The organism is Acidovorax sp. GW821-FHT10E04 (assembly GCF_059415185.1).
The window spans coordinates 247,407-266,103 of the sequence record NZ_JBWKMT010000002.1 but is presented as its reverse complement, the minus strand read 5'-3'; the positions used below and the strand labels follow the sequence as shown (position 1 = coordinate 266,103).

Here is an 18,697-nt window from a genome sequence, read left to right as displayed (position 1 = left end):
GTGCACTAGCGCTTTGTGGGTGGATAGAACTCTGTGTGGGCCGCAAGGGCTGCGGATTCCATCACTTCGAGCTGGTAGCGAAGCTCCTCCCAGTCATCAGGGTCGGGGGCCGCGCGATCCAGCAGGGGATATAGAGCCTCCCAGCGAAAGCCGAGAGGCCGGCCCGTTGGGCCGTAAAGCCAGCGTGTCCCTACGCCGAGGAAGAAGTGCCATGCGCGCTCGTTGTCGTGCCAGACATGGAGGATGTCCGTGTCGTAGTCTTCCAGCTCGAAGCCCGCTTCGCGAGCCTCTGCTTCCGTGACTGGTGGCTCGATCAGCGCTCGCGCGATGGCTCGGAGTTTCCCAACTGGCCTTGGTACACCGCGCGCTCGTAGCCTTCCATCAGCTTGCTGAGTGCGCCGCCGAAGTCGTCTTCGAGTTGGGCGAGACCTTCTGCGTCACAGTCTTCCGGGAGGGTCCAGGACTCGGCGACCCGGGCCAGCAGCATGGAGTCGCGCTGGATGCCACGGTCAAGGATCTCGTCCAGCTTGGGAATGACGCGGCGGGGTGCTGGGTCTTCCAGCGTCGGTGGCGATGCCGCAGCGCGCTCGGCCTTGTCGGCGGCTTCTTCTTCGGCTTGGACAAATTCCATGTGCTCGCGGCGCATCTTGGCCCAGGCTTTCTTACCCTTGGTCTTGCACGTGACGGTGACGCGAACCATCTGTCCGTCCAGGCGCTGCAGGTCCAGGTGCACGGGGAAGGTTGCCGCCTGACCGCCCAGGCTGGCGAGCATGGTGACGGGCACGGTTTTCTTGGGATCAGACATGGTTGAATTGCTTTCTTTCGCTAGGTGAGTGAACGCCCGTGCCCCACCCCGCCGCCCCAGCGAAAGGGCGAACGAGGCAGGGTCGGTGCTGGGTTTGGGCTCGGGGCCCGGGGATCAAACGACGGCAGGCGTGGCGTAGCGCGTGCTGCGCGCGTTGCCGGACACGGCCACTTTGCAGACCACGATCTGGCCTTCGGTCTCGACTTCTTCTTCGTTCAAGTTCACGGTGCACGGCAGGTAGCTGGTGGCACCGCTCTTGGCCACCTTGCGCATCACGGTGTCGATCTGCACCTCGGTCAGCTTGCGCAGCGCCAGGTAGCCGGGCGTGGTGATAGCGTCCGCGTCCATGTCGAAGCCACGGTCAACGGCGCTGAAACCGTCATTGATCGAAAACTCCTGGTCGGATTCCTGGAACTTGTAGGTGACCTTCTTGGCCTCGCCGCCCGAGCTGCTGGGGTTGAGCGTGCTGGTGAGCTGCACCCAGGTGTTGATCTTGACCAGGCTGCCCGCGCCGCCGCCGGGGGGGTACAGGGTGAGGCTGGTGGTGTCCGCTTGTTCCAGCACCAGGGTATCCGCCGTGGGTGCGGACTTGACGCGGAAGGCACGGCGGCTGATCCGCGCCCAGCCGGACTGGATCACGACGATGTCGTTGGGGTTGCAGCCATGGGCTACACACTGGACAACGGCTTCTGCCGCATTGGAGATTGCCAAGACGACTTTGCTGAGAGCGAATTCGGTGGCGACGGCAGAGATGGTGCCGGATGGGGTACGAGCCATGGTTGGGGCCTTTCAGAAGTGAAAAAACCCACGCGAGGTGGGCAATGGGAAAACGCCCTCGCGGGCACAAAAAAGCCCTTCGGGCGGATGCCTGCAGGGCTTGCGGGGTGGGCCTTGCGGCCCTGCTCAATGGCTGGGTGCTACCGTGGCGACCAAATGGAAAAATCCTGCCGGCAACCGCGCAAGCCGGTGCTTTCTTCGACCACCGAGTTGCGGGCGCCCTGGGGTTCTGCCTGCAGCACCGGGTGCTCGACCAGGATTACTTCCACCTCCTGCGCTAGGGAGATCGCCTCCAGGCGCGTGGCGGCCCAGCACGCCAGCTGGTACCGGCCGTTTTCAATGACAGGCAGCTCACCTTCGGCATACACGGGGGACACGCCGCCGACCTGCTGGTAGACGATGCGCGGCAACCCAGACTCTGGTGGCGCCACGTCGGGATATACCCGGTTGGCGACCAGGCCGCCCAGGGCCGCAAGGAAGGTGGTATCGGCGCTCATGACTTCAGTACCTTCTTCACATCGGCCAGCATGCGGCGGCGGGCGGCCTGGGCCGCCCTGCCCCGCGCCGCGTCGAATGCGGGCCGCAGGAAGGGTTGCGCGGCCATCCTGCTGGTTCCGTTCTCCACAAACGTTCCGTAGAACGCCTTCCTCTTGTTCCAGCTGGTGCGGTAGACCGACCGGGCCCGAGTGCTTTCGTCGTCGGCGTAGGCCTGGTAGATCGAATCGCGCAGGTTGCCGGGTGCGAACTGTTGACCGCCCTTGCGCCCGTGCGCGGCATCGGACACCGGGCACCGGGCGCGGGCCTCGTTGTAGAACTCCTGAATACCGGCCTGCGCCGCAGGGCGGGTGCTTTCTTCGGCCGCCCTCGCGATCCTGTCCAGGCTGGCGTCCAGCTTGGAGAAGTCGTAGCTGGCGGACATGCTGGTGCGGCTCATGTGATCACCTCGCAGGCCAGGTCCACGTATTTCTTGCCCATCAGGTCAGGCATCACGGCCTGGATGCCGTAGATGACGCCGCCACTGACCACGCGCATGGCGTTCGTGATGTCGAGGCGGTACCTGGTGCGGATGGAGACCTGCCGGGTGGAGGTGACGGCGCCGGCCTTGATGGTCTCCAGGCCCGTACCGCCTCGAATGTCCGCCCAAATGATCGTCATATCGGTCCACACGTCCAGCGGCTGGCCGCCGGCGTCCTGCGTTCGCGTCTGCTGCTGGATGGTGATGCGGTTTCGCAAAGACCCAGCTTGCATGTCAAAACCCCCCGCCCGTGTTGATGTACGGGGTCAGCAGCCACTGCGCTCCCATGGGCACCTCCACTGCCTGCGTGGCCGTTGTGGCTTCGCGATTGGCGTACAAGTGACCCAGGATAAGCAGCGCCGCCGCGTTGATCGCCTCGTTCGTCACGATGCCCGTGGTGTCCTCCGGAGGAATATCGCCCGCGGCGCCGTACACCTTGCGGAAGACAACGCCCTCAGCGGCCAGATATGCCGCCGCCAGCCAGCCGGTGATCACCGAGTCTTCCGCGTTGTCGTCCACCCGCAGGTGGAGCTTTGCGTCCGCGACGCTGACCTTCGGCATGACGTCAGGCCTCGGTGAACTGCAGCACGCGTGCGCCGGCGACGATGGCGTGCGCCACGGCCTCCGGGTGCGGATCCACGGAGCCGACGTACTGCTCCGCCAAGGAGATCGGCAGGCCGTCGATCACGACGCCTGCCGGGTAGTTCGTTCCGGCGATGTGCGTGTCCACCTGCACCAGGGCGCTGATGGTCGAACCGGGTTCGGCCGGGGGCGGAGCGCCGGTAGCTCCGGGATCGCTCCCGGGCGCTGCCGGAGCGTCGCCTGCTGAAGCGGTCGCATCGTGCACGCCCTCAGCCCCATCGGCCAGTGGCGCGTCCGCGGCGGGCGCTGTGGGGGCGGGCGCATCGGACGCAGCCGCCTTGGGTGGGTTCTTTGCCATGTTGGTATCTCCAGAAGCGGCCCTGGACGCTGCCGGGGCCTGGGGTCGTCAGGTGGCGGAGTTGGCGTAGTGCTTCACGGCACCACCCACGTCGATCAGGCGCCCGCCCTGGCGGTTGAACGCCACGAAACCGATCTGGCCGTTCAGGATGAAGTTGCTGTCGGCCATGCGGAACAGCGTCAGGTCCATCACTTCGCGGATCAGGTACTTGCTGAAGTCGCCAAACAAGATGGACTTGGCGCTGGCGGCCATCACCGGCATCTCCTGGGAGATGAAGATGGGGCGGTTCAGCAGACGGTCAGGAGCGCCGCCGGGGTTGCCCTGCTCATAGCCGGGCACGAAGATCGGGCGGCCCTGGGTGTCCTTGATCTTGCGCACCACCTTGAGCGAGCTGTCGTGCAGCATGTAGCCGACCTTGGAGCCCACGCGGTAGATTGGATCTACAGAGTGCTCGAGATCAACCAGGTCGTCGTAGGTGACGCTGGTGGTCTGGCCCGTGGTGCCCGTCTTGCCCACGGATGCGCCCGTGACTACGCCATGCGGCTGGCTGGTGCCTGTGCCGATTGTGAAGTGCTTGGCGGTGATGCGGCCGATGCGCAGGGCCAGCAGCGAGTTGATGTAGGCCTCGATGTCGAACATCGAGTCTTGGATCAGCTCGAAAGGCACGGCAATTTTCTTGGACGAATACTTGTACACGTCCATCGACAGGTTGCCGAAGGTAGTTTCACCAAGGGTGACAGCGGCATTCTGCCCAACGATCTCCCCTTCTTCCGACGTAGCGTCGGCCGTGGGGAAGTTCATCTGGGCGCCTGTGCCGGTCTGGATCACCGAGGCTGCCGCGCGGATGCCGCCGAATTGCTTCATGGCCTCGGTGAGTTGGCGGAAGTATTCCGTCGCCACGGTGTAGCCACCCTCTGCCGGGGTCGTGGTGGACATCGCCGCCTGCGGCAGCGCCATGGCCTGGGCGATCTCGCCAGCCTGCCGGGCGCGCACGCGCTGCAGGTCTTCCTGCCCCAGGTTTGCCATACCGCCCACCAGGTAGGCACGCAGCGCCCGGGATTCGGTGGCGTTGTGCTGGGCGCCCGGTGTACGCGTGAACTGGTCGCGGGCATCGTCGGTCACCTGCCCACGCTGGGCAGATTCCAGTGCACCCGCAGCAATGGCGTTCATCGCGTCGTTGTGCCGCTTGATCTGCGAGTCAATGTCGCCGATCTCGGCCATAGCGGTGTCGTACTGGGTTTGGTGCTCCGGCTTCCACTCGGGAGTCTTGTCCTTGTCCACGAGGTTTTGCAGGTTCTGGGCGAGTGCGTCGCGACGCTCCCGCAGGGCGTGAATGCCTTTGGTCATGGCTTTCTCTTTCTCAGGTGCGGCCTGTCGGCCTGGGTTAAGCCCACCGCGGGAGCGAGGGGCGGAAACGAAAAAGCCGCCTCGGTGGGCGGCTTGGGTTGCTCGAGTGGGGTTGCGTCAGGCCGGGATCAGGGCCTTGAGCACATCGCGGCGCATGGCCTCGCGATCCGGCTGGGGTCGGGTGGCCGCAGACGGGGGGCGAGGCGCTGGCGCCGGGCTGGTGGCCTTCGCTGGCGCCGCCTTGAATGCCGATAGGTCCCATGTGATCTGATAGCGCGGCGCGTCTTCCTCCACGGCGTCGGCGAATTTGAGCTCCATCGCGCGAGCAGACTCTATCCACGTCTCGGCAGCGAGCATGTTGGTCAGTTCGCCTTCGTCCATGCCGGTGCGCTTGGCGTAGGTCTTGATCAGCGATGCGTCGATCTGGCCCAGCAAATCGGCTTGCTTGCGGAAGTCGTCCTCGTTGCCCATGGCGATAGACCACGCCTTGTGAATCATGATGAAGGAGCCCGGCGCCATGCGGATCTCGGCGGCCGGCATGATGAGGAACGATGCGGCGCTGGCCGCCAGACCGTCGACGTGCACGATGGTCTTTGCCGAGTGCTGGCGGATGGCCTGCTCCATGGATCGCCCCCCGAACACCGAGCCGCCCGGCGAGTTGACGCGCAGATGGATCGTCTCCGCCTTGATCGCGGCGTACTGCTGCACGAACGACTCAGCGGACACGCCACCCCACCACTCCGCGTCAGCATCGCTGTCGACGATCATGTCGTACAGGTAGACCGTGGCCTCTTTCTCATCGGCCTTGGCTGCGATCTCAAAACGGCCGCGACGCCGGTTGCTCGCGAACAGTTTCGCCAGTGGTGTCATCGTCGGATTCATCTTCGTCCTTCTCCGGTTTTGCCGGTTCAGTTGCACCTTGCTCGGCGCCCTTGCCGGCCCACACCAGCTTGTCGCCACCCTCAATGGGCGGCAGGTTCTTGAGGCGGCGCACCTCGTTCACGGTCATGTAGCCCTGTGCGCCGGGTCCGCCGAGCGCCTTGCTCAGGAACTCGGCTTGCGCCTTGGCATCGCCTTCCAGCAGCGCGTCGGTGTTGTGCTCTGCAAAGAAGAGCCGCGACTTTGGCCAGACCTTGCGGTTCACCTCCTGGCGCATGCTGTCCAGATAGCGCCGTAGGGTGTATCGCACGAAGCCGATCGACATCTGCTCGACGCCGGTCCCCCAACTGGTGGTCTTTTCGGTGTAGCCGATCATGTGCGGCGGCACGCCGAAGATCCGGGCGATGTCTTCGACCTGGAACTTCCGTGTCGCCAGCAGTTGGGCGTCCTCGGCGCTCATGGTCAGCTTCTCCACCGTGAGGCCGCCGGTCAGGATGGCTGGCAGATGGGAATTTGACGGGCCCTGGTGCCGCGACATCCACGTCGTGCGCAGCAACTCCGCCTGCTCCTTGTTGAGCGACTTGTCCGTCTTGAGCGCAAAGTCGGGGCGGGCGCCGTTCTTGAAGAACGCCCCGGCGAACTCGTCTGCCGCCAGCGCGATTCCCGCCCCATTGCGCAGTGCCGAGCGGATCGGCGTCAGGCTGCGCAGCCCGTCGAAGCCGATGCCTGGGAAGTGCAGCATGTCGGCCTGATCCACTGTGACCATGGTGCCGTCTTCTTCCACCACCAGATACACCGTGCGGCCGTTCTCGCGCCGCGGCGTGCAACACCCCGGGTGCAGAGGCTCGAAGCCCTGAATCTGGTTGCTGTAGGGGGTCACGCGATGGATGCGCCAGAACCCGTCGCCGCGCAGGGCGATGGACTGCGCGGCCCACGACCAGGCACTGGCCGCTGTCCAGTTCTCCCAAGGCTGCTCGTTGAACAGATACCAAAGGTCGCTGTCGTAACGCTCCCGCCCCTCGGGCAGGCGCTTGAAGATGTGGAACGGCAACGCCGCAATGGCCCCACCGATCAGGCCCACGCTGGCGTAGACCGCCGAGGATGTCATGGCCGTGTGCTCATTCACAGGCACCCCGGCGCTACCGGGCATGTACCCGGTGAGGATGTTGAACATCTCCGTGCTTGGCGTGATCTCCGAGACCGGAGTGACGGCGTTGCTCGCGCGCTGCGCCTGGCGGTCAGCCCTCCATGCCGTGAGGATGGAGCTGCCCGGCTGGCTCACGCGGTCCGCGTTGTACCAAGTGCTCATAGGACGACGATTCCGGGTTCGGCTTTCGCTTCAGGGTTGAGTGCCATCAGGTAGACAGCATCGAAAAGAGCCATCAGCAGATCAATCTTTCCGACGCCGCTGGCCTGTTTGGTGATCGTGATTGCGTTGCCCTGCATCACGGTCTTGGCGTTCCCCACACACCATGCCAGCAGGGCACTCCCGCCATGCACAAGCTTCTTGGCGGCAACATGGCGTTCGGCCGTCTTGATCGCCCCGTTGAGCTGGTATCCCTGCGGAATGCCCACCACCTGGTCCGACGTCACGGGCCCAGGCTCGTCCTCCGTGCCCACCAGCGCGTCGTAGATGGCACCAAGGCCCAGGCGGTCGACACCCACTTTGTCGAGCAGGCCGGAGACCACGATCTGCCAGACGAGCACCACGACCTCCTCAACATCCTGGCCGACGCGCTTCACCAGCACCAGGTCGCCAGCCTTGATGAAGTCCAGGTACTTGGCGGCCTCCGACTTGCGCCGCTCAAGCGCAATCGGGTGGATCCAACCCCTGCCCCAAGACAGCCAGCGGCCAGTTTCGATCTCGCGCCCCACCACCGACAGCCCGAGCAGGTCATCCAACCCGCCGCCATCGACTCCCACGTCCACAACCTCGCTGCGCGTGAGAAGTTCCTCAAGCGTGAATACCGGGATGGCAGCAGCCTCCCAGAAGTCCGCGCCGGCCCAGCGGTCGCTGCGCAGGTTCAGGCCAACCTCAACGTTTCCGTACTTGGCCAGGAAACCCTTCAGAGACGCCTCGCCCTCAGCCTCGGCCTTCCGGTACTCACGCTCAAGATAGGCCCGGTCCACCGAATACCCGAGGTTCGGGTTCACCATCGGCAGGTTTTGGAGTTGCCTGGCTTCGCCGCTCTTGACCATCTCTAGCGGGTGCTCGAAGAGGATCGGTTGAAACTGCGGATCGATGATCTTGCCGTCGCGCACATCGCGTGCGTACTGCAGTTTCTCTTTGAAGACACCCTCCGGCGGCTCATCACTCTGCGTGGTGATGTAGATGACGAAACCCTCGGGCCGCGACGCCAGACCGCCGGTAGCCTCGCGCAGCATGTCTTTTGCGTTCGCCTGCTTCCCGAACAGCCACAGTTCCTCGATCAGGGTGCCGACGGATTTTTTTCCCGCCGCGGTGTTGGCGTCTGCCGCGATCACCTTCAGCGTCGAGTTCATTCCCCGGTGCGTCAGGGTCTTGACGTGCGTTTGAACATGCACGAGATCGGCAAGCTCACTGTAGGCGTCTTCGCCCTCACTTGCCTCCTCGTAGAGCACCATGTCCTTTGCGGGACCGAAGCTGTTGTTCGCCACCTCCAGGGTGGGCGCAAGGATCGTGAACTCCGCCGACTTCCGCCAGTTGCGGATGAGCATTGTCAGCATGATCGAGGCGGCCAGCCCCGACTTGAAATTCTTCTTGGGCAGCATCACGAACCACTCCGTGATAAGCCGCCGCCCACTTTCCGCGTCATAAGCCCCGAAAATCGACGCCGCCAAGTCGAACACCCATTGCCCGCTGGCATCACCAATTCTCGGGCTGCCCGGCGCATCCACAATGCGCAGCTCACGCATCACGGCCAGGCCCGCCTCCGCTTCCTCAGGGAAGATCGGTGGCGGGATGATTGAGCGACCCGAGCGCAGCCTATCCGCCCAATCTGGGCACGCTGTAGACCACTCGGGCATCAGACTTTCCTACCGCCAGCAGCTACTAGCTTTGGCGGAGCGGCAGATGCGAACTTCCCAGCACCCGCAGTTTTGGCTGCTGCAGTCTTGGCCTCCTTCTTGCCCCCGTTTTCAGCACGGCGCACCTCAGCAGACAGCAGCGCCTTCGCCGCATCGATCCGCAGCTTGTCGGCCACCATGTTGTCGTTCATCACGGTTGCAAGAAACTCGGCCGGTGTCTGCTTGCCGCTGGTGGCAATCGTCAGATCGTCGGCAGGGTCTTTTTTTGGACGGCCAGCCCCAGGACGGGCGCCGCCGCTCCGTCCTTTCACTCCGGGCATGACCTACTCCATTTGAATAATTTGAATGCGGGAGAAATTTTCCGCGCGTGGGGAACAGCGGGGTTTCCAGCCAAAAGGCTTCAGAGATCGACCTACCCCCTACCCCTTCGCCCTCTCAGCTGCCTCCCGCGCCGTCTTTGCTGCGTGGTGCGGCTTGCACAGGGTTTGGTAGTTGGTCTCCTCATCCTCTCCACCTTTCCAGAGCGGAACGACGTGATCCACATCCCGGCCTGCGACCACTCTGCCCTCCGCTTCGCACGCAGAACACAGCGGGTTCGCCATCAGCCAGCGCTCGCGGCGAGTCATCCACCTACGGCCGCGTGTGCGTGGCGTAGCGGCGATGCGTGGGGCCCGGGCAATCTGCTTGCTCTGCACCATCTGGATCCGCTGGGGGGCGGCGGCGATGCGCGGGCGGGTTCCCATGTCTACAGCCCTTTCCAATCGAATGGCCCTTCGGACTGCCCTTGCGGACAGGGCCTGCCGTTCGCTTCCCAGCACCGAGCTCTCGTAGGAGTCTCCCTTCACGGTGAGCCTTGTGCCAGTTTCCCTTGGTCATTGAAGACGCCTAGTCGTGCGGGCACGCTCAGTCAAGCTAGCATTTCCCCCCGCTACGGAAAAAAAGCGCCAGCCAATACTAGACGCCAAAATTTTCAAAGGAGAGAGTTAATGCAGTATGACTACATGAACGTCAAATCTGTTGACGCTGAAACATTCACCAAAACCGCTGCGGCCCACGACTTCAACGACCCAACGAAATACACCAAATCAGATATGGACGATTTGGAAAAAATCGAGCGATTGCTTGATGCACGGCAAGGTACTCTTTCTCACGAAGAGTTCTATCTTGAAAAGGAAGTTTGCGAGTGTGGACGGAACCTTACTTTCTATGACTTCGTATTCACCGCATTGATAGATGCTCAACATCCAAAATCGTTTGTGCTTCACACATTGATAGGCTCGAAGAAAATTATTAATCAAGCTCGCTCGATGCGATGCTCGGCTTGCTCCAGGGTTACTGGTCGAAAAATAATGTATGGGATGCCAAGTAGCTATCTCTGTCGCGACCCAATTTCTATTTAGTAGATAAATCCACTCGCCATGCGCCCACATGGGGGACTCGAACTCTAGTCCTGCCTGACTTAGCAGGAAATACATTTTCTGAAGCCAAGCAAAAAGCCCCGGGCAGAACTGCTTCGGGGCTTTGCTTTGGTCGCACCTGCGGCTGCCGTTGGGCAACCGAGGCGCACGACACAGTGTCGCGGAATATGGCGCGATTGTGCACTACTTTGTCAAGCTGCGCAAGTAGGCAGACCAAAATCTTCTAAGACCTTCAATACGCGACTGCTCCCAAGTTCCAGCGCTGATCTTCAACCCGCGGCGCACTGCATGGTGGGGACGACGTTGGGGGATGTAGTAGGCCTGCAGTACACGGCGGTACTGCATGGGCACAACAACCAGGGCATGCTGGACTTTCATCGCGCTCCAGTCCGCCATGAACGGCTGCATTGGCTCATCGTCCTGTCCGCGCTTCGGCGGTGGGACGTATTGACCCTCTGCACTGGCGCAGCGGCGCTTCTGGTAGCGGTCTTGGGCCCATCGGCCATAACGCTCTAGCAGCTCATCGGCATCGCGCAGTTCTAGCGGCATCGCCTGTTTGCGCCCGCTCATGAGCTTCGGCGCCTTGAATACGGGGCGCTCCTCCACAAAACCTTCCATCGTGTCGCATCTGCTCATGTAGCTCCTTCTATCGCGGCGCCCTGCGCCTGGTTCCCGTTCATCGCGTCGGTCAGTTGCTGCGGCAGATCCGCCAGCACTCCCTCCGACTCCGCTGCGTACCGCTTCGCCGCCCACCACGCGTAGGCCTTGTCCACCTGGGCCAACTTCACGCAGTGGGCGAGCATCACGCGCCTGTGCTCCTCCAAATTCACCGCTGGCTCTGTCTGCACATCAACCCCCTGTATCTCTCTACGGCAAGGCTGAAGACCCGGTGGACTGCGCATACCACCCCTTACCCAGGGGAACCTGGGAGGCGTGGCTTGCGCTATCGGCAGTGGCAGTTAGCCCAGCGTTTCAGCGCCCCGTGGTGGCCGATGCGCCCCAGCGGGTAACCCAGACTTACAGCCCCTGCATCGGGACCCTGCGCACGCTCTAGGTAATCCACCCACGTTTCGGCTTTGCACATTCCGGGTAGCCGTTTTCTTGGCCCATGCCCCCGCGTATCCAGCCGCTGGCATGGGTTGCAAAGGTGGGTGCTACACAGCGGCCTCCTGGCGTGTTTGGATGCTGCTTAGCCACTTGCGCAGCGTCTGCGAGGTGCGAAAGACGCCTTGCGCCTTGTGCATGTCGTTCAGGTCCCCTGGTGGTGGCAGGAAGTACGGAAGGCCTGTAGCCTTGGCGGCCTCCTCGCCGGTCTTCTTCTCGTCGTTGTCGGCCACCACCACCCCCACGGTGGCCATGCGCTTCAGATTCCCAGCGCTGAAACAGATGTGGATGCGGTAGCGCATGCGCAGCGCGTGCAAGCAGTCGCGCAGACTAAGACCCGTGGCGTAGCCCTCGACCCACCAGTCCAGAGCCCAGTGGCCGGGATTACTGATGCAGTATTCGGCGCCGCTCGTGCGCTGGCCCTTCAGGTACTTCTTTTCGCCGCGACGGTCGATGAGCTGCACGCCCACCAAGTCGCGGCCCACACGCATCGGAATGCAAAGCAGGTTCTGCTCCTCGGACGGCCACCACACGCTACCGGTGGCCTCGGGCCAGCCCTTCGAATGCAGATAAGCGTGCTGCTCGTGCTTGCACTGGTGAAGGATCCATCCAGCCTTACGGGCGGCCTGGGCCTGATCCTGGGCGCGCTGCGCCTGCTCGGCGGCTAGGCGAGCGTCGCGGGCCTGCTGCTGGGCCTGCAATTGCGCTTCGGTGGGCGGGGTATAGCTGTCGTCCTCGGCGGACTTCCAGCCGGCCGCCTGGGCCTCGTGGAACAGCGAGCCGATGGTGACCCCGGAGCCCCGGAAGCTGCGCCAGGACACGCGGGCCGCCTTGGACTCGTAGGAGTCGGAACGCTGGCTCCATGTGTCCCAGATGTCAAAGCCATCCTCACCCAGCTCGTGCTTGATGGCCATGCCCGCCATGATCCAGACCTCGCGGTCGTCATGGGCCAGGTACTGCAGTGCGTCGCGGATGCGGTCGGTCATGCTGCAACCGCCCTCCCCTTTGCGCGCCGGATGTTGCGGCTCACCAGCCATCGGCGTACCTCATCGCCCATAGGCTCGGGATCAGGCTTCGGACCAGCCGGGCCAACGCCGAATTTCTCGATATAGCGGTGGTAGGCGCTGCCGGGGTTGTGGCCCTTCTCAAGCGCGTGCCCCAGAAGTTGGGCGTAGAACGACCGCTTGTAGTCGGCGCTGTACTTCTCAGCTGTGGCAGGCTTCGTGCTGCCCACCTCGATCATTTCCCCGGCGACAGCCTGCACGTCGTTGCCGCGCGCGCGAACATGCCCGCAGTGGGCGCAGGTGTCGGTCTTGGGTGGCCACAGCGCGGAGCAATTCGGGCACTTTGCAGCCTCCTTCTGCGCTTCGCTTGGCTCCTTCTTCGGCTTTGTGTCCGTGCCTGGGCCCAGGGCCTCAACGCCGTGGTGGTAGAGCTTGTCCCAGTCGTCTTGAAAGCGCAGCCAGTTGCCGCTGTTGTCTTGGATCACGCACAGCTTCTTGCCGTCGTGCATGCGGGCACCTCGGCCCACCATCTGCACATGCTCGCTGAAGGACTTCTTCAACGGGCGGGCCAGGATGACGTGATCAATGTCGGACTGGTCGAAGCCCCGGCTCAGAATGGCGACGCTGATCACGACCTTGATGTCGGTATCCGGGCGCGCGAACTCTTCGAGCACCTGATCCCGGTAGTCGTCCTCGTCGTTGGAGCTGATCTGAACCGCGTTGATCCCGGCCTCGTTGAACCGCTGGGCCAGTTCCGCGCCGTGCTGAACCCCGCAACTGAAGCAAATGGTCTTGCGGTACTCGCCGAAGACCTCGTGCGAGATCCGCACGTAGTCGGCCACCACATCGCCGACGATCCTGCGGCCACGCTCTTCGAGTTCGTCCTTCTTCCATTCGCCGGCCACCAGTGGCACGCCGCTGGTATCCACCTCGCGTGCGACGAAGACGCGGAAAGGGACAAGGTGGCCGTCACGAACCAGCGCCGCCATGGTGGTGACGCTCACGACGTTGGTGAAGTGCGTGCCGATGGCGGGATGAAACGGTGTCGCCGTTGCCCCGACGATGCGCAGGTTCGGCTGGCTCACCATCATGTTGATGATGCTTTTGCGCAGGCACGCGTGAAGCTCATCGATGAACACGAGGTCCACGAGCGGCAGCGTCTCCATGCGCTCCAGCGTCTGCGCGCTGGCGATCTGCACAGGCAGGTGCGGGCGAAACCGCCAATGTTTTGCCATCAACACGCCGTGTTCGATGCCAGCACGGTCCAGGTGCTTTGAGAATTGCTCCACCAGCACACGGCGCTCGCACACAAACATGATCCGAGTGCGCTTCTCCTGCACACACTTGATCATGTGCTCCATGATCCGGCTCTTGCCGGCCCCGGTGGGCGCGGCCAGCACCTGGCGCACATGCCGCGCGCGGAAGCCATCACGCAGGCGCTCCACGCTGTCGGATTGGTAGCGGCGAAGTTGCAAGGGTTGCATAGGGGACTCCTGACGGTCACCATCAAAGGCCGGTGACGTGGCCTGCTCCATCACGCAGCCACCGCCTTCAGACGGTCGATCTCGCGGCGCTGGGCGGCGAGCTGCTGCTTCATCTGCGTGTTCTCCTGCATGAGGAAATCGCGGCTGCTGGTGACAGTGCGCAGCTGCGCGCTGAGCCCCTTCACCTCGCACTGCAGGTGCTCGATCAGCTCGGCGGCCTGGTTTCGGTCAGCCTCGGGCATATCGCCAAGGTTCGCCAGCGCCAGAGCTGCCTGCAGGTCGGCGATTTGGTCGCGCGCGGCGTCCAGTTCGGTGTATTCGGGCGGCGGAGGCTCTTGTGCCGAAGATGCGGGCGAAACCTCTGGCTGCGGGGCTGGCGCCGGGTCGATGCCTCGGCGGTCGTCCATGTCCACGGCCGCGCCGTGCGCGTCGGATGCTGGCGGCGCAGTATTGGTGCGTCCAGCATCTGCCGGTGCGGGCGCTGGCATTCGGCCGATCTTGGCAGTGTTCTGCTGGTACGTTGTGCCGTTGCGAGTTACCGTACGCTCAGCCGATGCCGCATCTTCGGAATTTCCGCAGATAGCCGCACGGGCAGCCGCCACCGTCTTGTCTGAAACGTGGCAGTGCTGGGCGATCTTGCGGTCGCTCCAGTGCTTGGATGCAGGGTGGATCAAGGCGCCACGAATGGCCTTCTGTTTGTCCGCAGTGGTGCGACGTAGCCCGTGATTTGGATTGGCCCCGAAGCTGTAGAGTTGAGCATCCTCACGGGTGCCGGGTGTGATGTCTTCGTAGATCTTGGTCAGACCCGCCAGACGGGCGCCGTGATAGCGGTGGAATCCGTCAGCCAGCCAACGGTCCACGCCATCGAAAAAGATCTTCACGGGCGGGAACTGCGCACCTGCCTTGAAGGCCTCGGCGTACTCGGCCACCACGGCCTCGTCGATCATTTCGCGCGACTGGGTGTCGCCATCGATGCGGATCAGATCCAAATCAAGCACGGGCAGCCCTTTCGGTTGCCGCCTGAGCCAACTCGGCCGCATAGCGAGGGGTATCAGTTCGAATAATGCGCTTGTGTTGATTGCTCCCGCGCTTCAACCAGTGGAACCACGTCACCACATACATGGCGCGCTGAGACTTCTTGAGCCCCTTGAACCATTCGCTTTCGAGCATGGCGCGAAGGACCACCGGAGGCGCTGGTACGACACCATCCCGAAACCGCTCAAAGACGTGGACCGGCATGGATGGCCAGACATTCGATAGTGGGTGTTGGTGGTACATGGTCAAAACTTCGGTTCGTGCGCGTCGTACTGGTCAACCCACAGCGCCAGGCGGATCGAGCGCAGGCGGATGCAGGACTTGATGAATCGGACAACGCGGTTCATGCCGGTACTCTTTGGGAAACGGCCAGATCAAAGGGCACCCCCGCGCTGGCCGCAGACATCGGGATCTGTGCAGCGGATGCAGGCTCGTCGCGCATACCGCGTACTGGCAGGGCCAGGTGATCGGCCTTTGGCTTGCCCGCAGCGTTGACCGCGCGAGCGGCTTGGCGCAGCTTTCTCAGCGCCTCTTCGGCTTCGCTGATCTCGCGCTCGATCACGGCCATCTCGTTGTCGCTGATCACGCCGTCTCCCATCGCATCAATCACGATGGATGTGACATCAGAGGTCTCGCGCACCAGACCAGAGATGCGATGAACAGGGTTCGTCTCGGGCTCCCGGCCTTCTCCGAGAACACGGAACTCACCACCGCACTCCCGCGCCACGTAGGCAGCGTAGTCATGGCAATGGGGCGTCCCCGCTTCGCAGCACATCACGGCTGCTGCGAGGGCATCCACGGCGCCCAGCTTGTGCGACGTAGCACCAGAGAGTTCTTTACGAAAGACCTCATCCGACTTGCTCGGGTCAACACGCGGGCGCAGCGACGCGCGGCCGCCGGGATAGTTGTCAATGCCGCGGCGGAGTGCATCAAGCAAGCTCATGTCCGCCCTTCCAAATCTTGGACGTTGAACAGACCGGCAGGTGCTGGGAGACTTGCGGCATGACCTTCACCCGAGCACTTCCACTGCATAGCAGCACCCGTACCGCCGTCTCCATGAACACGGATCCCGACACGGGCGTGCGAACACAAGTGCTCAACACATCGCGGCTGGAGCTGGAGTGGAACGGCGCAGAGTTGCGCATCAGGTTCGCTGGTAGCCGGGTACTGCTTGATGCGTACCGGCAGGCTCGGACACGCATTGGGCGAGCCAGGGACCGAGGCTGAAGGTCAGTCATGGCGCGCCTGTTCCGCTTGCTCTTGCTCGGCGCGTGCCCGGATCTTTTCCAGTGCGCCAAGAAGGAACTCCTCACTCAGAAGCAAGTCGGGGTGAGCCAGCTTCAAGGCAGCGGGAATACCCCGTGTCTTCCAGTAGTGAAGGCGCTGTGGCAGCCACTTCTCAGTGATCCCCATCTTCTTGACGAGGGCCAGGGCACCTCCGTGCTTGGCGATGATCATTTCGGCTTCAGTCATGTGTAGCGATACTACACGTAAATCATCTGAAATGGAACATCCGTTTAGCAACGTTTGGTATCCGGCGGGCATAATGCGGACCATGAATGACCGCCTTCGCCACGAATCGTTGACGCGCCTGCTGGACGTCGCTTCCGAGCACCAGATCATTGGCCCAGCCGCTCTGGCGCGCGCACTGAATGAATCGGACCAAGTCGTGACCAACTGGGGACGCCGTGGGGTCTCCAAGATTGGAGCGCTAAATGCTCAACGTTTGTTTGGTGTTTCTCAGGCTTGGATACTCAACGGAACGGAGCCGAAGATCGTGGCGGCGCCCGAGTTCAGCGCTCTGCCAGAGCCTTCGCTGGATGCCGCGATAGCCCGCATTGCACGGGCCTTGGATGAACTTCCGGATGGTGTCCGGCAACAGGCTGGCGAACTGCTTCAGGCACTCTCCCTGGCCCCGGACAGCAGACGGCTTCAGTCCAGCCTCTCGGCGCTACTCACTGCCGGTAAGCCCTAGTCGAGCGGCGGGAGCTTCCGGTCGGCTGCGAGCCCCATCAAGCGCGTTCGGGGAATGGTTCGGAAGCCCAGGGTCGCGTAGTAGCTGCGTAACTTGGCCAGGGCCTTGTCGTACCCGATGCCGAATTGATCGAGCCCGAGGCGAGAGCGCGCCTCGCGGTCTGCCTCTCTATGGGGTTCCGCTTCAAATTGCAGCGGAAAAGGCGTCATCACGACCAGCCCTATCCCCATCCGGAATCGCTCAATCAAGCCCCGGATGGCGAGCAGCCCTGCCCCGTTTCCACGATGCTCGGGAAAGAGCACAACGCGATCCAGGATCAACAAGTTGGGCCGCCACGGCTCGTCATCCCCGTATACGGCCTGAAGGACTGGCTTTCTGAAGTCAGCCCCTGACCAGGACTGCTGGCGGAACAACGGACCATAGTAGGGAGCAGTCTTGCTGTCCGAGTCGAACACGTCGAACGGATGAACGCCCTCGTTGATTGCGCTCTCGACATCCACCACCATGGCAGAGAAGAGCCCAATTGGCAGGGACTCATCGCTCACAGAGATTTCGATGCGGCCATCCAGGTTATGGATGAAGCGAGAGGGCTCCATGTCCCCGACAAAGACTTCTGACTCGGCAATACGCAGCGAGCAATACAGGTAGTCCTCAAGGGACGGACTGGGGATGGCTAGGTCCATCAGATCACTCTATCCAGCCGCCGCGCCCCGTGCCACTACACGTGCGCTGTAAACGCTCAAAGCTTGAAATTCGCGAATACTGTATATTCATACAGCAACCCAATCACCGGAGTCAACGCATGAAGACCGTTGTGTTCTCTACCCTGCCCCGTTGGATCTACACCGGCGCAACGGCACCCCTTCTGCTGGGGCTGTTCGCCATCGCCCTCTTGCTGCGCAAGATCTGGAAGTGGGCGTAACAGGATCATGTAGTTCGGCTCTTATCCCTCGTCCACTGGCTTTCAGTTGGTGCTGGCCAAGCCATGGGCAGGCCAAAAATGACTGCGCACCTGCGGCGACACATAGGGCAGCACAACCACAATGCCCCACAGCATGGAGCCTAGCGACATGGCCGCGAAATTTATGCCGGACTGCACCGTTACACCAGTGAACGGAATAAGCACATAGCAGACGACGGTGAACCAAACTGCCAAACTCGGCCCCCACTGCCTAAAGCGCAGTAGACCGTAGAGCTGGAAAGGGACAGCAGCAAGAACAGCTACGCAAAGCACGCCAAGGAGAAACGCTCCGGTGGAGTCGCCTTCCAGTTGAGCAGCGTCATAAATCGCCTGCGCCTCCTTGAACTCCGAAGGGATGAGATGCGAGAGGAACGTTAAGTCCCCGATTGCAAAGACGGTCGGAATTACGTACGAGACAACGATCAACCATCTGAAGGCGGATTTACTCATAGGCTCACTCCCTTGATTTTGAAGGACTCCATCCTAGTGGCGGACTGCGGCGGCTTGGGCGACTGCAGGGGCACAGGCGTTAAAAAGCCCGCACGGGGCGGGCTGCAAAAGGGAGGGCGTCGGCTGTGTTCAGTAGCCGACAGGGGAATGTCGGCGGGTTTTGGGCATGAAAAAGCCACCCGAAGGTGGCTTTGGCGAGGTGCTGACTAAACTTAATGCGCAGCCTCTGCTGCTCTGGAATGAGAGCGGCTTAGAACCACGTGTTTAATCAATGGCTTGTCATGATCCGATACATTGATCATCTGTATGCGGCGCTTGAATTCTGGAAGGCCAAATTTGGACACTAGGCCTCCCACACACTGATCTGCGAAGGATGGAGTGGGCGATCTATTTGCAAAATTTATGACTACTCGTTCATTGTGCTCGAGAGCGTCAAGCACACGCTCTAGGAACCACTGCCCATTAGGGCGAGTAGCCATTTTGGTGTCGAGAACGCT

At 62.4% G+C, this 18,697-nt stretch carries 27 protein-coding genes; 2 read left to right on the top strand and 25 right to left on the bottom strand.

From position 1 onward, the window contains the following. Nucleotides 1–5: 5 nt before the first annotated feature. The 14 genes from AC07OC_RS06200 to AC07OC_RS06135 all read right to left on the bottom strand — a co-directional run bounded on the left by AC07OC_RS06200 (nt 6) and on the right by AC07OC_RS06135 (nt 9,371). Nucleotides 6–266 (bottom strand): DUF1799 domain-containing protein, encoded by a 261-nt coding sequence (locus tag AC07OC_RS06200; protein WP_494600997.1) that lies wholly within the window; start codon nt 264–266, stop codon nt 6–8. 47 nt (nt 267–313) lie between these two features. Then, on the bottom strand, nt 314–805 hold the full coding sequence (locus tag AC07OC_RS06195) for a phage tail assembly chaperone (RefSeq protein ID WP_494600563.1): 492 nt from the start codon (nt 803–805) through the stop codon (nt 314–316). Between the two features lie 114 nt (nt 806–919). Further along, a complete protein-coding gene (locus AC07OC_RS06190; RefSeq protein WP_494600561.1) occupies nt 920–1,582 on the bottom strand; it encodes a phage tail tube protein in 663 nt (220 codons plus the stop codon). 140 nt (nt 1,583–1,722) lie between these two features. Continuing rightward, on the bottom strand, nt 1,723–2,079 hold the full coding sequence (gene gp17 / locus AC07OC_RS06185; RefSeq protein WP_494600559.1) for a tail completion protein gp17: 357 nt from the start codon (nt 2,077–2,079) through the stop codon (nt 1,723–1,725). Then, the gene (locus tag AC07OC_RS06180; RefSeq protein WP_494600557.1) at nt 2,076–2,516 is read right to left on the bottom strand and encodes an HK97-gp10 family putative phage morphogenesis protein; all 441 of its coding nucleotides are present in this window, start codon (nt 2,514–2,516) and stop codon (nt 2,076–2,078) included. Before AC07OC_RS06180 ends, gp17 begins: the two co-directional genes overlap by 4 nt. Further along, on the bottom strand, nt 2,513–2,830 hold the full coding sequence (locus AC07OC_RS06175; RefSeq protein WP_494600555.1) for a phage head closure protein: 318 nt from the start codon (nt 2,828–2,830) through the stop codon (nt 2,513–2,515). Before AC07OC_RS06175 ends, AC07OC_RS06180 begins: the two co-directional genes overlap by 4 nt. Before the next feature lies 1 nt (nt 2,831). Further along, a complete protein-coding gene (locus AC07OC_RS06170) occupies nt 2,832–3,158 on the bottom strand; it encodes a head-tail connector protein (protein WP_494600553.1) in 327 nt (108 codons plus the stop codon). A 4-nt stretch (nt 3,159–3,162) separates the two neighbouring features. After that, complete coding sequence (locus AC07OC_RS06165; RefSeq protein WP_494600551.1) at nt 3,163–3,537, bottom strand: hypothetical protein; 375 nt, start codon at nt 3,535–3,537, stop codon at nt 3,163–3,165. Between the two features lie 48 nt (nt 3,538–3,585). Then, nucleotides 3,586–4,884, bottom strand: coding sequence for a phage major capsid protein (locus AC07OC_RS06160; protein ID WP_494600549.1), 1,299 nt, complete (start codon nt 4,882–4,884; stop codon nt 3,586–3,588). A 117-nt stretch (nt 4,885–5,001) separates the two neighbouring features. Continuing rightward, on the bottom strand, nt 5,002–5,766 hold the full coding sequence (locus AC07OC_RS06155) for a head maturation protease, ClpP-related (RefSeq protein WP_494600547.1): 765 nt from the start codon (nt 5,764–5,766) through the stop codon (nt 5,002–5,004). Continuing rightward, nucleotides 5,702–7,072 carry a phage portal protein gene (locus tag AC07OC_RS06150; protein ID WP_494600545.1) on the bottom strand — a complete coding sequence of 457 codons (1,371 nt, stop codon included), beginning with the start codon at nt 7,070–7,072 and terminating at the stop codon, nt 5,702–5,704. Before AC07OC_RS06150 ends, AC07OC_RS06155 begins: the two co-directional genes overlap by 65 nt. Continuing rightward, nucleotides 7,069–8,769 carry a terminase large subunit gene (locus AC07OC_RS06145; protein WP_494600543.1) on the bottom strand — a complete coding sequence of 567 codons (1,701 nt, stop codon included), beginning with the start codon at nt 8,767–8,769 and terminating at the stop codon, nt 7,069–7,071. The genes AC07OC_RS06150 and AC07OC_RS06145 overlap by 4 nt, the downstream gene beginning before the upstream one ends. Next, nucleotides 8,769–9,089, bottom strand: coding sequence for a hypothetical protein (locus AC07OC_RS06140; RefSeq protein WP_494600541.1), 321 nt, complete (start codon nt 9,087–9,089; stop codon nt 8,769–8,771). The genes AC07OC_RS06145 and AC07OC_RS06140 overlap by 1 nt, the downstream gene beginning before the upstream one ends. 99 nt (nt 9,090–9,188) lie before the next feature. Further along, the gene (locus AC07OC_RS06135) at nt 9,189–9,371 is read right to left on the bottom strand and encodes an HNH endonuclease (RefSeq protein WP_494600995.1); all 183 of its coding nucleotides are present in this window, start codon (nt 9,369–9,371) and stop codon (nt 9,189–9,191) included. A 384-nt stretch (nt 9,372–9,755) separates the two neighbouring features. Between AC07OC_RS06135 and AC07OC_RS06130 the strand changes: the two genes are divergently transcribed. Then, on the top strand, nt 9,756–10,169 hold the full coding sequence (locus tag AC07OC_RS06130) for a DUF8243 domain-containing protein (protein ID WP_494600539.1): 414 nt from the start codon (nt 9,756–9,758) through the stop codon (nt 10,167–10,169). Nucleotides 10,170–10,370: 201 nt separating this feature from the next. Here the strand turns inward: AC07OC_RS06130 and AC07OC_RS06125 are convergent, their stop codons facing one another. The 8 genes from AC07OC_RS06125 to AC07OC_RS06090 form a co-directional block, all read right to left on the bottom strand. Further along, nucleotides 10,371–10,823, bottom strand: coding sequence for a hypothetical protein (locus AC07OC_RS06125; protein ID WP_494600537.1), 453 nt, complete (start codon nt 10,821–10,823; stop codon nt 10,371–10,373). Further along, nucleotides 10,820–10,993, bottom strand: coding sequence for a hypothetical protein (locus AC07OC_RS06120; protein WP_494600535.1), 174 nt, complete (start codon nt 10,991–10,993; stop codon nt 10,820–10,822). Before AC07OC_RS06120 ends, AC07OC_RS06125 begins: the two co-directional genes overlap by 4 nt. A gap of 348 nt (nt 10,994–11,341) precedes the next feature. Continuing rightward, a complete protein-coding gene (locus AC07OC_RS06115; RefSeq protein WP_494600533.1) occupies nt 11,342–12,277 on the bottom strand; it encodes a PriCT-2 domain-containing protein in 936 nt (311 codons plus the stop codon). After that, nucleotides 12,274–13,779: a DEAD/DEAH box helicase gene (locus AC07OC_RS06110; protein WP_494600531.1), complete on the bottom strand. Its 1,506-nt coding sequence runs from the start codon at nt 13,777–13,779 to the stop codon at nt 12,274–12,276. The genes AC07OC_RS06115 and AC07OC_RS06110 overlap by 4 nt, the downstream gene beginning before the upstream one ends. A 50-nt stretch (nt 13,780–13,829) precedes the next feature. Further along, on the bottom strand, nt 13,830–14,777 hold the full coding sequence (locus AC07OC_RS06105; protein ID WP_494600529.1) for a hypothetical protein: 948 nt from the start codon (nt 14,775–14,777) through the stop codon (nt 13,830–13,832). Further along, entirely contained in the window at nt 14,770–15,057 is a 288-nt protein-coding gene (locus tag AC07OC_RS06100) for a hypothetical protein (protein ID WP_494600528.1), read from the bottom strand. The genes AC07OC_RS06105 and AC07OC_RS06100 overlap by 8 nt, the downstream gene beginning before the upstream one ends. Before the next feature lie 100 nt (nt 15,058–15,157). After that, nucleotides 15,158–15,757: a phage regulatory CII family protein gene (locus AC07OC_RS06095; protein WP_494600526.1), complete on the bottom strand. Its 600-nt coding sequence runs from the start codon at nt 15,755–15,757 to the stop codon at nt 15,158–15,160. Nucleotides 15,758–16,044: 287 nt separating this feature from the next. Continuing rightward, nucleotides 16,045–16,371: a hypothetical protein gene (locus tag AC07OC_RS06090; protein ID WP_494600525.1), complete on the bottom strand. Its 327-nt coding sequence runs from the start codon at nt 16,369–16,371 to the stop codon at nt 16,045–16,047. On the opposite strand from AC07OC_RS06090, the gene AC07OC_RS06085 reads away from it, so the two are divergent. After that, nucleotides 16,370–16,789: a hypothetical protein gene (locus tag AC07OC_RS06085; RefSeq protein WP_494600524.1), complete on the top strand. Its 420-nt coding sequence runs from the start codon at nt 16,370–16,372 to the stop codon at nt 16,787–16,789. The two genes, AC07OC_RS06090 and AC07OC_RS06085, sit on opposite strands and share 2 nt — an antisense overlap. Here the strand turns inward: AC07OC_RS06085 and AC07OC_RS06080 are convergent. The 3 genes from AC07OC_RS06080 to AC07OC_RS06070 all read right to left on the bottom strand — a co-directional run bounded on the left by AC07OC_RS06080 (nt 16,786) and on the right by AC07OC_RS06070 (nt 18,679). After that, the gene (locus tag AC07OC_RS06080) at nt 16,786–17,472 is read right to left on the bottom strand and encodes a hypothetical protein (RefSeq protein ID WP_494600522.1); all 687 of its coding nucleotides are present in this window, start codon (nt 17,470–17,472) and stop codon (nt 16,786–16,788) included. The two genes, AC07OC_RS06085 and AC07OC_RS06080, sit on opposite strands and share 4 nt — an antisense overlap. 281 nt (nt 17,473–17,753) lie before the next feature. Beyond that, on the bottom strand, nt 17,754–18,200 hold the full coding sequence (locus AC07OC_RS06075) for a hypothetical protein (RefSeq protein WP_494600520.1): 447 nt from the start codon (nt 18,198–18,200) through the stop codon (nt 17,754–17,756). Nucleotides 18,201–18,412: 212 nt separating this feature from the next. After that, complete coding sequence (locus AC07OC_RS06070) at nt 18,413–18,679, bottom strand: STAS-like domain-containing protein (protein ID WP_494600993.1); 267 nt, start codon at nt 18,677–18,679, stop codon at nt 18,413–18,415. Between the last annotated feature and the right edge of the window lie 18 nt (nt 18,680–18,697).

Excerpts from the sequence above, each read along its gene's own strand:
- AC07OC_RS06195 (WP_494600563.1), bottom strand. The coding sequence starts at position 805 with ATGTCTGATCCCAAGAAAACCGTGCCCGTCACCATGCTCGCCAGCCTG.
- AC07OC_RS06190 (WP_494600561.1), bottom strand. The coding sequence starts at position 1,582 with ATGGCTCGTACCCCATCCGGCACCATCTCTGCCGTCGCCACCGAATTC.
- gp17 (WP_494600559.1), bottom strand. The coding sequence starts at position 2,079 with ATGAGCGCCGATACCACCTTCCTTGCGGCCCTGGGCGGCCTGGTCGCC.
- AC07OC_RS06180 (WP_494600557.1), bottom strand. The coding sequence starts at position 2,516 with ATGAGCCGCACCAGCATGTCCGCCAGCTACGACTTCTCCAAGCTGGAC.
- AC07OC_RS06175 (WP_494600555.1), bottom strand. The coding sequence starts at position 2,830 with ATGCAAGCTGGGTCTTTGCGAAACCGCATCACCATCCAGCAGCAGACG.
- AC07OC_RS06170 (WP_494600553.1), bottom strand. The coding sequence starts at position 3,158 with ATGCCGAAGGTCAGCGTCGCGGACGCAAAGCTCCACCTGCGGGTGGAC.
- AC07OC_RS06165 (WP_494600551.1), bottom strand. The coding sequence starts at position 3,537 with ATGGCAAAGAACCCACCCAAGGCGGCTGCGTCCGATGCGCCCGCCCCC.
- AC07OC_RS06160 (WP_494600549.1), bottom strand. The coding sequence starts at position 4,884 with ATGACCAAAGGCATTCACGCCCTGCGGGAGCGTCGCGACGCACTCGCC.
- AC07OC_RS06155 (WP_494600547.1), bottom strand. The coding sequence starts at position 5,766 with ATGAATCCGACGATGACACCACTGGCGAAACTGTTCGCGAGCAACCGG.
- AC07OC_RS06150 (WP_494600545.1), bottom strand. The coding sequence starts at position 7,072 with ATGAGCACTTGGTACAACGCGGACCGCGTGAGCCAGCCGGGCAGCTCC.
- AC07OC_RS06145 (WP_494600543.1), bottom strand. The coding sequence starts at position 8,769 with ATGCCCGAGTGGTCTACAGCGTGCCCAGATTGGGCGGATAGGCTGCGC.
- AC07OC_RS06140 (WP_494600541.1), bottom strand. The coding sequence starts at position 9,089 with ATGCCCGGAGTGAAAGGACGGAGCGGCGGCGCCCGTCCTGGGGCTGGC.
- AC07OC_RS06135 (WP_494600995.1), bottom strand. The coding sequence starts at position 9,371 with ATGGCGAACCCGCTGTGTTCTGCGTGCGAAGCGGAGGGCAGAGTGGTC.
- AC07OC_RS06130 (WP_494600539.1), top strand. The coding sequence starts at position 9,756 with ATGCAGTATGACTACATGAACGTCAAATCTGTTGACGCTGAAACATTC.
- AC07OC_RS06125 (WP_494600537.1), bottom strand. The coding sequence starts at position 10,823 with ATGAGCAGATGCGACACGATGGAAGGTTTTGTGGAGGAGCGCCCCGTA.
- AC07OC_RS06115 (WP_494600533.1), bottom strand. The coding sequence starts at position 12,277 with ATGACCGACCGCATCCGCGACGCACTGCAGTACCTGGCCCATGACGAC.
- AC07OC_RS06110 (WP_494600531.1), bottom strand. The coding sequence starts at position 13,779 with ATGCAACCCTTGCAACTTCGCCGCTACCAATCCGACAGCGTGGAGCGC.
- AC07OC_RS06100 (WP_494600528.1), bottom strand. The coding sequence starts at position 15,057 with ATGTACCACCAACACCCACTATCGAATGTCTGGCCATCCATGCCGGTC.
- AC07OC_RS06095 (WP_494600526.1), bottom strand. The coding sequence starts at position 15,757 with ATGAGCTTGCTTGATGCACTCCGCCGCGGCATTGACAACTATCCCGGC.
- AC07OC_RS06085 (WP_494600524.1), top strand. The coding sequence starts at position 16,370 with ATGAATGACCGCCTTCGCCACGAATCGTTGACGCGCCTGCTGGACGTC.
- AC07OC_RS06090 (WP_494600525.1), bottom strand. The coding sequence starts at position 16,371 with ATGGTCCGCATTATGCCCGCCGGATACCAAACGTTGCTAAACGGATGT.
- AC07OC_RS06080 (WP_494600522.1), bottom strand. The coding sequence starts at position 17,472 with ATGGACCTAGCCATCCCCAGTCCGTCCCTTGAGGACTACCTGTATTGC.
- AC07OC_RS06075 (WP_494600520.1), bottom strand. The coding sequence starts at position 18,200 with ATGAGTAAATCCGCCTTCAGATGGTTGATCGTTGTCTCGTACGTAATT.
- AC07OC_RS06070 (WP_494600993.1), bottom strand. The coding sequence starts at position 18,679 with ATGGCTACTCGCCCTAATGGGCAGTGGTTCCTAGAGCGTGTGCTTGAC.